General features: G+C 70.6%; 15 protein-coding genes. 13 read left to right on the top strand and 2 right to left on the bottom strand.

Annotated elements, in window-relative coordinates:
- Nucleotides 1–105 precede the first annotated feature (105 nt).
- Entirely contained in the window at nucleotides 106–1,257 is a 1,152-nt protein-coding gene (locus tag FOH10_RS20060) for a DUF6236 family protein (protein WP_143981896.1), read from the top strand.
- 10 nt (nucleotides 1,258–1,267) lie between these two features.
- Here the strand turns inward: FOH10_RS20060 and FOH10_RS20055 are convergent, their stop codons facing one another.
- A complete protein-coding gene (locus FOH10_RS20055; RefSeq protein WP_143981895.1) occupies nucleotides 1,268–1,552 on the bottom strand; it encodes a YciI family protein in 285 nt (94 codons plus the stop codon).
- Nucleotides 1,553–1,592: 40 nt separating this feature from the next.
- On the bottom strand, nucleotides 1,593–2,135 hold the full coding sequence (locus FOH10_RS20050; RefSeq protein WP_081592592.1) for an amino-acid N-acetyltransferase: 543 nt from the start codon (nucleotides 2,133–2,135) through the stop codon (nucleotides 1,593–1,595).
- A 119-nt stretch (nucleotides 2,136–2,254) separates the two neighbouring features.
- Between FOH10_RS20050 and pgsA the strand changes: the two genes are divergently transcribed.
- The 12 genes from pgsA to FOH10_RS20000 all read left to right on the top strand — a co-directional run bounded on the left by pgsA (nucleotide 2,255) and on the right by FOH10_RS20000 (nucleotide 13,329).
- Nucleotides 2,255–2,920, top strand: a complete 666-nt coding sequence (gene pgsA, locus FOH10_RS20045) for a CDP-diacylglycerol--glycerol-3-phosphate 3-phosphatidyltransferase (RefSeq protein WP_244961294.1) — start codon at nucleotides 2,255–2,257, stop codon at nucleotides 2,918–2,920.
- Between the two features lie 11 nt (nucleotides 2,921–2,931).
- The gene (locus FOH10_RS20040) at nucleotides 2,932–3,444 is read left to right on the top strand and encodes a CinA family protein (RefSeq protein WP_425326093.1); all 513 of its coding nucleotides are present in this window, start codon (nucleotides 2,932–2,934) and stop codon (nucleotides 3,442–3,444) included.
- Between the two features lie 93 nt (nucleotides 3,445–3,537).
- Nucleotides 3,538–3,945: a helix-turn-helix domain-containing protein gene (locus tag FOH10_RS20035; RefSeq protein ID WP_143981894.1), complete on the top strand. Its 408-nt coding sequence runs from the start codon at nucleotides 3,538–3,540 to the stop codon at nucleotides 3,943–3,945.
- Between the two features lie 204 nt (nucleotides 3,946–4,149).
- Entirely contained in the window at nucleotides 4,150–4,980 is an 831-nt protein-coding gene (gene pspA / locus FOH10_RS20030; protein ID WP_039815749.1) for a phage shock protein PspA, read from the top strand.
- Nucleotides 4,981–5,928: 948 nt separating this feature from the next.
- The gene (pspM, locus tag FOH10_RS20025; RefSeq protein ID WP_143981893.1) at nucleotides 5,929–6,747 is read left to right on the top strand and encodes a phage shock envelope stress response protein PspM; all 819 of its coding nucleotides are present in this window, start codon (nucleotides 5,929–5,931) and stop codon (nucleotides 6,745–6,747) included.
- 559 nt (nucleotides 6,748–7,306) lie between these two features.
- Complete coding sequence (locus tag FOH10_RS34885; RefSeq protein WP_029928261.1) at nucleotides 7,307–7,480, top strand: hypothetical protein; 174 nt, start codon at nucleotides 7,307–7,309, stop codon at nucleotides 7,478–7,480.
- A 234-nt stretch (nucleotides 7,481–7,714) separates the two neighbouring features.
- Nucleotides 7,715–8,659, top strand: coding sequence for an NADP-dependent oxidoreductase (locus tag FOH10_RS20020; protein WP_143981892.1), 945 nt, complete (start codon nucleotides 7,715–7,717; stop codon nucleotides 8,657–8,659).
- A gap of 108 nt (nucleotides 8,660–8,767) precedes the next feature.
- On the top strand, nucleotides 8,768–9,928 hold the full coding sequence (locus FOH10_RS20015; protein ID WP_143981891.1) for a sugar ABC transporter substrate-binding protein: 1,161 nt from the start codon (nucleotides 8,768–8,770) through the stop codon (nucleotides 9,926–9,928).
- A gap of 6 nt (nucleotides 9,929–9,934) precedes the next feature.
- A complete protein-coding gene (locus tag FOH10_RS20010; protein WP_143981890.1) occupies nucleotides 9,935–10,708 on the top strand; it encodes an ATP-binding cassette domain-containing protein in 774 nt (257 codons plus the stop codon).
- Nucleotides 10,705–11,412 (top strand): hypothetical protein, encoded by a 708-nt coding sequence (locus FOH10_RS35270; RefSeq protein WP_221937848.1) that lies wholly within the window; start codon nucleotides 10,705–10,707, stop codon nucleotides 11,410–11,412. Before FOH10_RS20010 ends, FOH10_RS35270 begins: the two co-directional genes overlap by 4 nt.
- The gene (locus FOH10_RS35265) at nucleotides 11,406–12,131 is read left to right on the top strand and encodes an ABC transporter permease subunit (protein ID WP_221937847.1); all 726 of its coding nucleotides are present in this window, start codon (nucleotides 11,406–11,408) and stop codon (nucleotides 12,129–12,131) included. The genes FOH10_RS35270 and FOH10_RS35265 overlap by 7 nt, the downstream gene beginning before the upstream one ends.
- 25 nt (nucleotides 12,132–12,156) lie before the next feature.
- Nucleotides 12,157–13,329: an ROK family transcriptional regulator gene (locus FOH10_RS20000; protein ID WP_143981889.1), complete on the top strand. Its 1,173-nt coding sequence runs from the start codon at nucleotides 12,157–12,159 to the stop codon at nucleotides 13,327–13,329.
- Nucleotides 13,330–13,352: the final 23 nt, after the last annotated feature.

Raw genomic sequence — 13,352 nt, 5'->3', positions numbered from 1 at the left:
GTTTTGCCGGACCATCGAAGAACAGATCCAATGCTGCCGAACGCAATTCGGATGCGGCAGTGCTTTCGCGAGACAGCGCTCCGGTGGTGCTGGCATGCTGGGGCCGTGTCACAGATCGCCCTGTACTACCCGTGGATGCGTTTCCGGAACGAGAACTGGCTGAAACTGGCCCTGCTGACGTGGGACCATCTCGCGCGCATTCGGCCGCGATCGGCCACGGAAACCGATTCGGACGCGGTGGCCAGGTTGCGTGCGGAGACCGATTTCCTGCACGACGTGGAGCCGGTTCGGGAGGATCTGCGGCGGCTCACCAATATCTTCGGCGACATCATCACCTTGGGGGAGCCGCGGGTATTGCAGCCGTACGCGTGGCGGGCGGTGGTGGACTCGGCCGGGTCGGCGGCCACGCCGCGCAGGTCCGGTGGGCCGCGCCGGGCGTACCCGGGTCTGGCGTGGGTGCACGTCGGCACCGACGGACCGAAGGCGCACCTCGCGCTGTCCCGGCTGCTGGAGGAGGAGGGGTTGGCGGTGGCCGTCGAGGAGGCGACCGGTCCGTACCTGGGGATGCATCCTCGCCTCGCCGACGTCTACCGGACGGCGCTCGCCGATGTGGTGGCGGCGCGGCAGCGGGTCTCACCCGTGACCGACGACCCCCGTGCGCACGCGGCCGTCGGCACCATCGACCGGCTCTACGCTCTGCTGGTCGACGACGATACGGCCGAGCCGGTGAGCGAGGACGCGCAACACGCCTACATCCATTTCGCCGCGCACGCCGCGCTGCGGCCCGAGCGGTTGCGTGACGTGCCGCTGTCGACGCTGCTGTCGTTTCGCGAGCGCCACGCGGGGCCGCTGCGGGCCTTCCGGGAGCACATCGGATCGCTGTCGAAGGAACTGGAGAGCGTCGTGCTCGTCGCGGGGCCGGAGTCGGCACGGCGCCGACTCCGGGACGTCTACCGGTCGACAACCAAACCCCGGCTCGAGGAGCTGTGCCGAGCGTCGGACGACTTCGGTATCGACGCCGCACCCGGTCTGCTGGGCATCAAGGTCGATCTGCCCGCCGCGAGCACCAGGGCGACGCTTCCCGCGCTCTCCGATCTCGCCGGTTCCGGAACGGGTTTCGCCTTCGCGGTCGTCCCGTACGTCGCGGACCGGATGCGCGCTCGCCGCACCACCATCCAGGAAACGCCGGTCTCCTACCTGCTCACGGCCGACCGCAAGCTGACGGGCAAGGCGCTGCTCGCCGGCATGCGGCGCTGACCGCGCCCGGCTACTCCGCGAACGCGCCCATCACCGGCAGCCACTCCACGAACCGCACCTCCTCGATCAGCCCCAGCTGCGCGAACGGATCCTGCGCCAGCAGCTTCGGCATCTCCTCGGCGTCGGAGACGCGGAAGAGCAGCAGCGCGCCGGAGCCGTCGGGGTACGGGCCGCTGGTCAGCACGATGCCCTGGTCGACCAGTCCGTTGAGGAAGGCGCGGTGCGCGGGGCGGTGTTCGGTGCGGGCCGCGGCGGTGGCATCGGTGTAGGTGTAGTGGACGGCGAAGATCGGCACGGGTGGAGCTTCCTGGTCGGGGGGACGGTTGTCGAAAGGTTCAGAGGTTCAACAGCATTCGGGTATTCCCGAGAGTGTTGGGTTTGACGTAGCTGAGGTCGAGGAATTCGGCGACGCCGGTGTCGTAGGAGCGGCACATCTCGGCGTACACCTCGGCGGTGACCGGGGTGCCGTCGATCTCGGCGAAGCCGTGGCGGCCGAAGAAGTCCACCTCGAAGGTGAGCACGAACAGGCGCTTCAGTTCCAGCTCCCGCGCCACGGTGATGAGCTGGGAGACGAGCATGTGCCCGACTCCCGAGCCCTTCACATCCGGGTGCACGGCCACGGTGCGCACCTCGCCGAGGTCGGCCCACAGCACGTGCAGGGCCCCGCAGCCGACGAGGCGGCCGTCGAGTTCGGCCACCCAGAACTCCTGCACCGCCTCGTAGAGATTGACCAGGTTCTTCTCCAGCAGGATCCGGCCCGCGTAGATATCGACCAGGCCCTTGATCTCGGGCACATCCGAGGCGCGGGCGCGGCGCACGGCGGGAGTGCCCGCCGCCGCGCCGTCTACCGAACCGCTGTGAGGTGCCCGTGTTGTCATGGGGTGCACAGTAGTCGGCCCCCGTACCGATAGTCTGAAGGTGTGTCGCACATCCAGTCCCCCCGCTGCCCGGTCGTCGCCGGGTCCCTTGGCCGAGTCGCCGGCCGGTGGGGGCGCTGGTGACCGTGCAGCGTGAGGAGGGCCGCTGGGCCGGGGCGGGTTCCCCGCATTCCGGGTTCGCGCCCGCACCCCGACCGGAGGTCGGCGCCGTCGAACCGGCCGCCGTACCGCTCATGAACGTGGCCAATGTGCTGACGGTGTTGCGCATCGCCATCGTGCCGCTGTTCCTGGCGGCGCTGTTCGCGGGCGGCGGCCACGACACCGGCTGGCGGTGGGCCGCGGCCGCGCTGTTCGGCATTGCCGCCATCACCGACCGCATCGACGGGCAGCTGGCCCGGAAATACGGTCTGATCACCGATTTCGGCAAGCTCGCCGATCCGATCGCGGACAAGGCGCTGATCGGCGCGGCTCTGGTGGGGCTGTCCATGCTGGGCGATCTGCCCTGGTGGATCACCATCGTCATCGGCGCCCGCGAAATCGGGATCACGCTGCTGCGCCTGGCGGTGGTCCGGCGCGGGGTGATTCCGGCCGGTCGCGGCGGCAAACTCAAGACGCTGGTGCAGTCGGTGGCCATCGCCGTGCTGCTGCTGCCGCTCTCGGACGGCTGGTTCACCGCGGGCATGCTGCTGATGTACGCGGCGGTGGCGCTGACCGTCGCCACCGGCCTCGACTATGTGGTGCAGGCGGCCCGGCTCTGGTTCGGCGCGCCGCGCCGCACGGCCTGACGGGTCCGGCCGTGACCGCCGTCCGGACACCCTCGACCGATCCCCTGACCGCCGAGGCCCCGGCCGCCGAACTGGTGCGCGCTCTGCGCGCGGCGGGGCAGACGGTGGCGACCGCGGAATCGCTCACCGCCGGACTGCTCGCGGCCACCATCGCCGGAGTTCCGGGTGCGAGCGCCGTGCTGCGCGGGGGACTCGTCGTCTACGCCACCGACCTCAAGGCGACCCTCGCCGGGGTGAGCGCCGACACCCTCGACACCGACGGACCGGTGGCCGCCAGCACCGCCGAACAGCTGGCCGTGGGCGCGCGCATCCGGTGCGGAGCCGACTGGGGCGTCGGATTGACGGGGGTCGCCGGACCCGAACCACAGGACGGCCGCCCGGTCGGCACGGTATTCCTGGGATTGGCGGGTCCGGAGGGCACCGAGGTGATTCGGTTGAAACTGTCCGGGGACCGGTGGACGATCAGGGTGACCGCGGTTCGCGCCGCGATCACCGAACTGCTCCGCGGCGTGCGGGGTGGTTGAGGCGTTCGGGAACGCGAGGGCGCCGCTGGGCGTTGTCCAGTCAGGCTCCGGGATTCGATCCATCCGCCCGGCGACGAGTGTGAGGAGAACGAGATGACGCTGCTGCGAGAAGCCATCGGGGAAAGTCTGCGGCGCGCTCGGGTCGCCCAGAGCCGGACGTTGCGCGAGGTCTCCACCTCGGCGCGGGTCAGCCTGGGGTACCTGTCGGAGGTCGAGCGCGGCCGCAAGGAAGCGTCCAGTGAGCTGCTGGCGGCCATCTGCCAGGCGCTGGACGTGCCGCTGTCGCAGGTGCTTTTCGATGTGAGCGCGGCCATGGCCGACGCCGACCGCGAGACCGAGCGCGCGGCCGCCGCACCCGCCGGGGCCGCGACGGCGAGCGCCGCCGCGTCCGCCGCGTCCGGTTCCGGTGTGACGCCGCGCGGCGGGGACGGCGCGTTCGGCCCCCGGTTCGTCATTCCGGCGCCCAAATCGGATCGCCTGGTGCTGGTCGCGGCCGACTGAACACTGTGCGATGGAGCCGAAAGGGATAAATTCTCGGTAGGCTTCGTGCCGGGAGTGTTGTGCGGGGACGGTCCCCTAGGGGGCCGTCCCGGATTTCAACGGCTACCGCGCAGTGGAGGATAGGGACACAACGGGGTGCGTGACGGTCGCGCACTATGTCGCGTGGGCTCGCGCGGCACGTCAGTATGGAGGCGGGATCAATCGATGGCTAATCCGTTCGTCAAGGCCTGGAAGTACCTGATGGCCCTCTTCGACTCGAAGATCGAGGAGCACGCGGATCCGAAGGTTCAGATCCAGCAGGCTATCGAGGAAGCCCAGCGCCAGCATCAGGCCCTGTCGCAGCAGGCCGCGTCGGTCATCGGCAATCAGCGTCAGCTGGAGATGAAGCTCAACCGCCAACTCGACGAGGTGGAGAAGCTCAACGCCAATGCCCGCCAGGCGGTCATGCTCGCCGACCAGGCCACCAACGCCGGGGATACCGAGAAGGCGATCCAGTACACCAATGCCGCCGAGGCTTTCGCGGCGCAGCTGGTGACCGCCGAGCAGTCCGTCGAGGATCTGAAGGTGCTGCACGACCAGTCGCTGCAGGCCGCCGCCCAGGCCAAGAAGGCCGTGGAGCAGAACGCCATGCTGCTGCAGCAGAAGGTGGCCGAGCGCACCAAGCTGCTGTCGCAGCTGGAGCAGGCCAAGATGCAGGAGCAGGTGTCGGCGTCCCTGCAGCGGATGGACTCCACGCTCTCCGCCCCCGGCACCACCCCGAGCCTGGACGCGGTGCGCGAGAAGATCGAACGCCGCTACGCCAATGCGCTCGGCGCCGCCGAACTGGCCCAGAACTCGGTGCAGGGCCGCATGATGGAAGTGCAGCAGGCCAGCATCCAGATGGCGGGCCACAACCGCCTCGAGCAGATCCGCGCCTCCATGCGTGGCGACGCCCTGCCCTCCAGCGGTGCGTCCCCGCAGCTCAACCAGGGCCAGGCCGCCGCCAACCCGGCCCAGCCGCAGCTGGACAAGGACCGCAGCGCACAGCAGCAGTAGTGACCGAGCGCTCCGGCGGGCCCTCGCCGGGAGCGCTGCGCAGCAATCAGGCGAAAGGTTCGACCGATGGGGAGATCGCGGGCAGCGGGTGAGCCCGCGACCCCCCGCGCCCGCTTCCGCCGCAAACCGGTAGCGGAGCGCTCGACCGGATTCCGATTCCCGATCCCGGGCCTGGGGTCCGCAGCCGACCGGGACGCGACGCCCCCGGTTGCCCCGCCGCCGGTCGCGAAGAACTCTTCCGGCTCCTCGTCTCAGGGTGAATACGGCCCCGCCGGTCCCGACGCCGCCGGTCGGACGACATCCGGGTACCCCTCGCCCCCGCGCCCGGCCGCACCGGAACCGCCGGACCCTCTCGACCCTGCGCCGACCGGAACGGCCCATGAATCCAGCAGTGCCACAATCGCTTTCGGCGCGGCTGGCTATCGGTCGGACCACGGGGTCGGGGACTGCCCCGATCCGAGCGCGACAGGTGCGTCTCCGCGTGCGACCGGCGCGTCCACAGGCGCACCGGTACGGCCGTGGAACCCCTTGCCCGGCTTCGATATCGGCGTCGTGCGCGACCGGTGGGCGGCCACCGCCGAACGGGGCATCTCGCGCGACGAGCCCCGGGACCAGCCACGCGGCGTCTACCGGGACTCCGACGCCGGGCGGCAGCGAGCCCGGGAGGACGACGGATCCGTCGATGACGCATGGGATCTCCGCTCCGGCGGCGATGTCTCGAGAGTTCCACGCCGTGATGATGCCGAGCGTGGCACCCGCGGCGATGCGGGGCACGGCGGTTCGCGTGGTGTTGCCGGGCGCGGTGACTCGCGTGGGGATCTGCGGGATGGACGGACTGGTGGCGTGTTCGGTCGGGGAGGCGGTGCTCGTGGGGCGGCCGGTGGCCCAGAATCGACGGTGTTCGGGGTGCGGGGGGCTCGGGAACGGGCTGGCGAGACCGTTCGGGAGATGTTGGCTCCGGCCGGTGTGGAGCCGGAGGAGTTGGCGCAGCGGCTGCCCGAGGCGCTGCGCGGGATGGGGGAGCAGGCGTTCGCCACGGTGCGGCGCTGGGCCGATCCGCGGGAGCGTGAGTTGCGCAAGCGGCGGCGGGTGCGGCGGCGCAGCCTGCGGTTGGGCACCGCCTCCGGGGTGACGACCATCGGCACCATCGGCCTGGTGCTGATCTCCGCGCCCGCCTGGGCCGTGGTGGTGGTCGGCGGCGGTGCGGTGGCCTTGGTGACCGGGGCGGCCGTGACCACCAAGCGGTACCTGCAGATTCGCAACGATCCCCTGCCACCGGCCGCGTTCCAGCCCAGGCGGCTGCCACCGGTGCGGTCGGCCGCGCGGGCGGCGATCGCGCGACTGGTGCGGGCCGAGCGCGCCATGCACGGCCTCGGCAATCAGATCGCCCGCTCCGGGCGGTTGCCCGCCGACGACCTCGCCGACACTCTGGAGACCGCCGGGTCCGGAGCGGCCGCCCTGCATGCCCTGGCCGCCGACATGGTCGCCATGGAACGTGCCGCGAGCGCCCTGTCCCCAACGAATTCTCCTGTGGCCGAACATATTCGGATCGCCGCCGGACGCCTCGACGCCGGTGTCGCCGAATACGAGCGAATCGTGGCCGCCACCGCCCAGGTGCTCGCCGTTCCCGAGAGCGCCGCGCTCGCCGACGACCTCGGCTGGGCCATGGTGGACCTGCGCGACGCCGCCGACCGCCTGGACGGCTGGGCACAAGCCCTCACCGACCTCGCCGACGGCCGCTACCGCGCCACACCGCCCACGGCCTGACCCGCAAATCGTCGCAACCCCACCCGCGCTGTTGGACCGCCGTGCGCGATCGGCTGGAGCCGCTGCTGTGAGCGTGACTGCTTCGCGCCGTTCGTTCACCCGTGGCGCGATCGGCTGGAACTGCCGCCGTGAGCGTGACTGCTTCGCGCCGTTCGGTCACCCGTGGCGCGGCCGGCTGGAACTGCTGCCGTGAGCGTCGCCCTGCCTGATCGCCCCGCGCCGTTCGACCGGCTGTGCTGTTCGGTGCTCGCGGACCGGCTGTGTCGCTCGGGCGCGTTCGCGTGACTGAACTCGGTCCGGCCGTTGCGGCACCCCGTGCTGCCTGCTCGGCTGGGGTATCGGATGGTCGGCCGCGAGCGGTGTCTGCTGTCGATCGGGTGTGTCCGTGCGGGCGCTGCCGGGCGGGTGCACGTCAGGTCGGCCGTGGCGTGGGCTCAGGGGGAACCCTGAACTTTCCCGGATATTGGCGCTGACCTGGTGTTTTTCTCTTGCGGCCCTGCGAGTATGGAGGGTGTCGGATCGCGCGAACGCCGGTTCGGGAAGACTTCGGGAGGTACCAATGCTGTGGAAGATCATCGGCGTCGTCGCGGTGGTGTGGATCGCGCTGGCCATTATCGGCGCGCTGATCAAGGGCCTGTTTCCGATCCTCATGATCAGCCTCGTGGTGTTCGGGCTGTACCTGCTGTACAAGGCGGTGTCGGGCTCGGACAAGTCGACGATCAGCAAGATGTAGACGTACCGGCACAGCCGATCGGGCCGCCCGCGATTTCTCGCGCGGGCGGCCCGATGCCGTGTCGGCAGACCGTGGGATTCGGCCCCGGGGCCGTATACCTCCGGCCCGCGTGCTCGCGTTCCGGCCAGCGCGCCCGCTCTCCGGCCCGTGTGCCCGTGGCTGCCGGAAAGCGTGCCCGCGTCCGCGTGGTGCATGCGGGGGAACAGTCCACGCGACCGAACCGTTGACCGCGCTATGGCTATCGCGATCATCGCCACCGCCTACGGTGGCCCGGAAGTCCTCACTCCCATCGAGATCGACGTACCCGCGCCCGGGCCGGGTGAGGTGACCGTCGAGGTGCGGGCGGCCGGAGTGAACCCCTTCGACTACAAGCGCTACTCCGGAGCGTTCGGCACCGACCCCGATGCCCTGCCGATGCGGCTGGGTGGCGAGGTGTCCGGTGTGGTAACCGCGGTGGGCCCTGACGCCGTCGGCCCGGCCGGTCCGATCCACCTCGGTGACGAGGTGCTGGCCCGGGTGGACGGCGGCTACGCCACCGCGGTCACCGCGCGGGCCGACCGCGTGGTCCCCAAACCGAAGGCGGTGAGCTGGGAGGTCGCGGCCGGAATCCAAGCCGTCGGCGGAACCGCCGTCCACACGCTGGCGGCGACCGCCGTGCGCGCGGGCGACACGGTGCTCGTGCACGGTGCGGCGGGCAGTGTCGGCGCGACCGCCGCACAGTTGGCCGTCGCGCGCGGCGCGCGGGTGATCGGCACCGCGGCCCCCGCCCGCCACGAACGCCTGCGCGGCTACGGCGTCGAACCGGTCGCGTACGGGCCGGGGCTCGCCGATCGCGTGCGCGCGCTCGCTCCCGGTGGCGTGGACGCCGCCATCGACACCGTCGGCACCGACGAGGCCGTCGACGTCTCCCTGGCGTTGGTCGCCGACCGTGCGCGCATCGCCACCATCGCGGCGTTCGGGCGGGTGGCCGAGACCGGTATCAAGGCCCTGGGTGGCGGTCCGGGCGCGGATCCGGGCACCGAGATCCGGGCCGGGGCGTGGCGGGAACTGCTCGAGCTGCTCGGCGCGGACAAACTGGAACTCGTCATCGCCGCGACCTATCCGCTCACCGAGGTCGCCGCCGCGCACGAGTTCGTCATCGCGGGCCATGCGGGCGGAAAGGTCGTACTGCTGCCCTGATTCGGGCAATTCGCCATCGGAGGCGACCGCCGTCGCATATGTTGTTGCCCACAACATTTAGTCGGTGCGCGGTCGCCTACCCGTGACCGCCGCTCGAAAGGTCACCCGATGAGGACGAAAACCCCGCTCCCGCCCCGAAACTCCCGGCGCACCCGCCGCCCGGGGTACGCGCTGTGCGCCCTGGCCATATCCGGGCTCATGGCCCTCACCGCCTGCGGCTCCAACACCACCCGCGACGACGGCCCCACCACCGCGGCGGGCGGCGGTGGCGGCAGCGGCACCGTCGGCGTGATCCTGCCGGAGACCGCCACCTCCGCCCGCTGGGAGTCCTTCGACAAGCCCATGCTCGAACAGGCCCTGCGCGCCGAGGGTTTCGACGCCGACGTGCAGAACGCCCAAGGCGACGTCCAGAAGTTCAGCGCGCTGGCCGACGGCATGATCGCCCAGGGCGTGAAGGTGCTCATCATCGCCGCCATCAACAGCGAGGTGGGCAGCACCGTCGCCGCCAAGGCACAGCGCGCGGGCATCCCCACCATCGACTACGACCGGCTCAGCCTCGGCGGATCCTCCGACTACTACGTGTCCTTCGACAATGTGCGCGTCGGCGAACTCCAGGGCCAGGCCATGGCCGACGCCCTGCGGGACAAGCCGGGCGCGGAGGTCATCGAGATCGAAGGAGCTCCCACCGACAACAACGCGACCCTCTTCCATCAGGGGCAAACGAACATCCTGAAGCCGCTGTACGATTCGGGCGCTTTGAAGCTGGTGCACAGCCAGCCCATCGACGGCTGGGACAACCAGAAGGGCGGCACCGTCTTCGAACAGCTGCTCACCGGCAACGGCGGCAAGGTCGACGGTGTGGTCGCCGCCAACGACGGACTGGCGGGCGCGGTGATCACCGTGCTCAAGAAGAACGGCCTCAACGGGCGGGTGCCGGTCACCGGCCAGGACGCCACCGTGGAGGGCCTCAAGGCCGTGCTGCGCGGCGACCAGTACATGACGGTGTTCAAGCCGATCCAGGCCGAGGCCGAGGCCGCCGCCGCACTGGCCGCCGCCCTGGCCAACGGCGACAAGGCCGCCGCGGACGCGTTGGCCCAGGACGTGAGTCAGGATCCGAAGGGCGATCGCGAGGTGAAATCGGTGCTGCTGGAACCGCAGACGATCCTGAAGGATCAGGTGAAGACGGTCATCGACACCGGCTATGTGCGGGCCGCCGACGTCTGCTCCGGTGACCTGAGCGCCATCTGCGCCGAACTCGGCATCGGCTGATCCGCCATGACCGAGCCATTGCTCGACATCACCGGGCTGAACAAGAGTTTCGGCCCGGTGCGGGTATTGCACGAGGTGGACTTCACCGTACCGGCCGGATCGGTCACCGCCCTGGTGGGCGACAATGGCGCGGGCAAGTCCACGCTGGTGAAATGTATCGCCGGCATCCACGCCGCCGACTCCGGCACGGTGCGCTTCCGTGGCGAGGACGTCCGCATCCACGGCCCCAAAGACGCTGCCGCCCTGGGCATCGAGGTCGTCTACCAGGATCTGGCGCTGGCCGACAATCTCGATATCGTCGCGAATATGTTCCTCGGCCGCGAGCGCGGCCGACCCTGGTTCCTCGACGAGGCGAGTATGGAGGAGGCGGCGCGGCGCACCCTCGCCTCCCTGGGCGTGCGCACCGTGAAATCGGTCCGCACTCCGGTCTCGGCGCTGTCCGGCGGGCAGCGGCAGACGGTGGCCATCGCCAAAGCCGTACTGTGGAACAGCAATCTGGTGCTGCTGGACGAACCCACCGCCGCGCTCGGCGTGGCCCAGACCCGCCAGGTGCTCGACCTGGTGCGCAGGCTCGCCGAACAGGGGCTCGGGGTGGTGCTGATCAGCCACAATCTCGCCGACGTGTTCGAGGTGGCCGATCGCATCGCCGTGCTGTACCTGGGCCGGATGGCGGCGCAGGTGCGGGCGGCCGATGTCACCCACGCCCAGGTGGTGGAGCTGATCACCGCGGGCCGGTCCGGTGAACTCGGGCTGGCGCGACCGGAGGCGGTGGCGCTGTGAAGGTTTCCGAATCCGCCGCCTCGCCGGCCGCCGACACCGCGGTCTCCGATTTCGGGATCGACACCACCGCCAAGTCGACCCGGGATGCGCTGCGCGACTATCTCATTCGCGTGCGATCCGGCGATATCGGTTCGCTGCCGGCCATTTTGGGCCTCATCGCGCTGGTGGTGCTGTTCTCGACGCTGTCGGATGTCTTCCTCTCGCTCAACAACATCGCCAATCTGCTGGCGCAGGGCGCGGGGCAGACCATCATCGCCATCGGCATCGTCTACGTACTGCTGATCGGTGAGATCGACCTGTCCGCGGGCACCGCCTCCGGCGTGGCGGGCGCGGTCCTGGCCATGCACTACGTGGAGAACGGGAATCTGCTCGCGGGCATGGGATCGACGGTCTTCATCGTCTTCGTGGCCATGCTGGTGCTGGCCGCCGCCCTGGCGGCGTTCCTGCGCATCTGGCCGGGTGTGTTCATGTCGCTGCTCGGCGTCGCCATCACCGTCATCGGCTTCGAGGCGAACCCGTGGGTGGAGATGCTGCTCGCGGTGTGCGTGGGCACCGCCATCGGCTGCATCACCGGCTTCCTCATCGCCAAGATCGGGATGCCCTCCTTCGTGGTGACGCTCGCGCTGTTCCTCGCCTGGCAGGGCGTGATCCTGCAACTCATCGGTGAGGGCGGGGTGCTGGGCATCAGCTCTCGCACGTGCTGAACCAGGTAGCCAACGGCAATCTGTCCACGATCGGCAGCTGGGCGCTGTTCGTCATCGCGGCCGGCGGCTACGCGGCGGTCACGCTGGGCGGACATCTGCGGCGGCGCAAGCGCGGCCTGGTGACCCAGCCGACCCCGCTGGTGGTCACGAAGGTGGTGGCGCTCACCGGATTCGCGGCCGTGGTGACCGCGCTGCTCACCGTGAACCGGTCGCCGAGCGATCTCATCGAGATCTCCGGCGTGCCGTACGTGGTGCCGATCGTGCTGGCGCTGCTGGTGGTCGGCACCTATGTGCTCAACCGCACCACCTACGGTCGCCACATCTACGCGGTGGGTGGCAACCGGGAGGCGGCGCGGCGCGCCGGTATCGACGTCACCCGGTTGCGGGCCAGCGTTTTCGTGATCAGCTCGGCGTGCGCGGCGGTCGGGGCCATCGTCTACTCGTCCAAGGTCGGCTCGGTCGACCCGCAGGCCGGCGGGCTCAATACGCTGTTGTTCGCGGTGGGCGCGGCCGTGATCGGCGGCACCTCGCTGTTCGGCGGCAAGGGCCGGGTGGCCGACGCCGTCATCGGCGGCGCGGTGCTGGCGGTGGTGGCGAACGGTCTGGGGCTGCTGCGCCAGCCCGCCGCGGTGGTCTCCATCGTGACCGGACTGGTGCTGCTGCTGGCCGCCACCGTCGACGCCCTGTCCCGCCGTCGCAGCGCCGCGTCGGGACGGTGAGCGCCGCAATGGTATTCCTGATGCCATGACCGTCGCCCGCCCGGACGAGGTGCGCCGCTTCAACCGGTCCAGTCTGCTGCGGCTGCTGCACATCGGCGGACCGGCGACCCGGGCGGCCCTCGCCACCGACCTCGGACTCAACCGGTCCACCATCAAGATGCTGGTGGACGGGTTGGCCGAGGCCGGGATCGTGGAGGAGCGGGTCCCGCGCCAGACGCCCGCTGGTGCCGGGCGCGGGGCCGGGCGGCCGTCGCTGCTGGTGCTGCCGCAACCCCAGGCGGCGGTGGTGCTGGCGGTGGACGTGCAGGTCGAACGCACCGCCATCGCGCTGGTGGGATTCGGCGGGCACATCCTCGGGCGCAACAGCTGGAATCTGCACGGGAGGCAACGCGATCCGATCGAAGTGGTCACCCATGTCGCCGAATCCGCCGCCCTGCTGGCCGGTGATCTCGGCGTGCACCCGGTGGCGGTCGGCATCTCGGTGCCCGGGGTGGTGCGCCGCACCGACGGATACGTCCACACGGCGGCCAACCTGCGGTGGTCGGAAGTGGCGCTGGGGGAGCGTGTGTCGGCGGTGCTGGGGCTGCCCGTGGCGGTCGGCAACGACGCCGAATTCGGTGCTCTCGCCGAACATGTGCGCGGCGCGGGCCGGGGCACGGCCGACGCCGTCTTCGTCTCCGCCGATGTAGGCGTGGGCGGCGGTCTCATCGCACAGGGCGGCATTCTGCGCGGCGCGGCCGGATACCTCGGCGAGATCGGGCATATGACCGTGCGCCCCGACGGGCGGGCCTGCCACTGCGGCAATGTGGGCTGCTGGGAGAGCGAGGTCGGCCAGGCCGCGCTGTGCCGGGCGCTCGGCCTGCCCGAACACGGTCCGCGCGGTGGAATCGTCGCCGAATTGCGCGCCCTGGAACGGGATTCGGACCCGCTGGCGCGGCTGGGGGAGTACCCGGACTGGTTGGTGCTCGGCCTGGTGAACGTGGTGAACGTCCTCGGCCCCGAACTGGTGGTGCTCGGCGACCTGTTCACCGCCCTGCCCGATGTGGTCGTCGCGCGCGTCCGGGACCGGGTGCGTGAGCGCAGCATCGTCAGTCGGGCACTGGGCGGGGTTCGGATCGAGAAGTCCACGCTGGGAGCGGATTTGAAGCTGCTGGGGGCCGCCGAGGCGGCGTTCGAGGGGGTGTTGGGTGCGCTGTGAGACGAGATCCGGGCAGGTCGCGC

Source organism: Nocardia otitidiscaviarum (assembly GCF_007362295.1).
In the GTDB taxonomy this organism is placed as follows: Bacteria; Actinomycetota; Actinomycetes; order Mycobacteriales; family Mycobacteriaceae; genus Nocardia; species Nocardia otitidiscaviarum.
The sequence above is the reverse complement of the archived record's forward strand: the minus strand, read 5'-3'. Positions and strand labels throughout refer to the sequence as shown.

Bases quoted from the DNA above. Each gene is read 5' to 3' on its own strand.
- FOH10_RS20050 (WP_081592592.1), bottom strand. From the start codon at position 2,135: ATGACAACACGGGCACCTCACAGCGGTTCGGTAGACGGCGCGGCGGCG.
- FOH10_RS20035 (WP_143981894.1), top strand. From the start codon at position 3,538: ATGACGCTGCTGCGAGAAGCCATCGGGGAAAGTCTGCGGCGCGCTCGG.
- pspA (WP_039815749.1), top strand. From the start codon at position 4,150: ATGGCTAATCCGTTCGTCAAGGCCTGGAAGTACCTGATGGCCCTCTTC.
- pspM (WP_143981893.1), top strand. From the start codon at position 5,929: ATGTTGGCTCCGGCCGGTGTGGAGCCGGAGGAGTTGGCGCAGCGGCTG.
- FOH10_RS34885 (WP_029928261.1), top strand. From the start codon at position 7,307: ATGCTGTGGAAGATCATCGGCGTCGTCGCGGTGGTGTGGATCGCGCTG.
- FOH10_RS20020 (WP_143981892.1), top strand. From the start codon at position 7,715: ATGGCTATCGCGATCATCGCCACCGCCTACGGTGGCCCGGAAGTCCTC.
- FOH10_RS20015 (WP_143981891.1), top strand. From the start codon at position 8,768: ATGAGGACGAAAACCCCGCTCCCGCCCCGAAACTCCCGGCGCACCCGC.
- FOH10_RS20010 (WP_143981890.1), top strand. From the start codon at position 9,935: ATGACCGAGCCATTGCTCGACATCACCGGGCTGAACAAGAGTTTCGGC.
- FOH10_RS20000 (WP_143981889.1), top strand. From the start codon at position 12,157: ATGACCGTCGCCCGCCCGGACGAGGTGCGCCGCTTCAACCGGTCCAGT.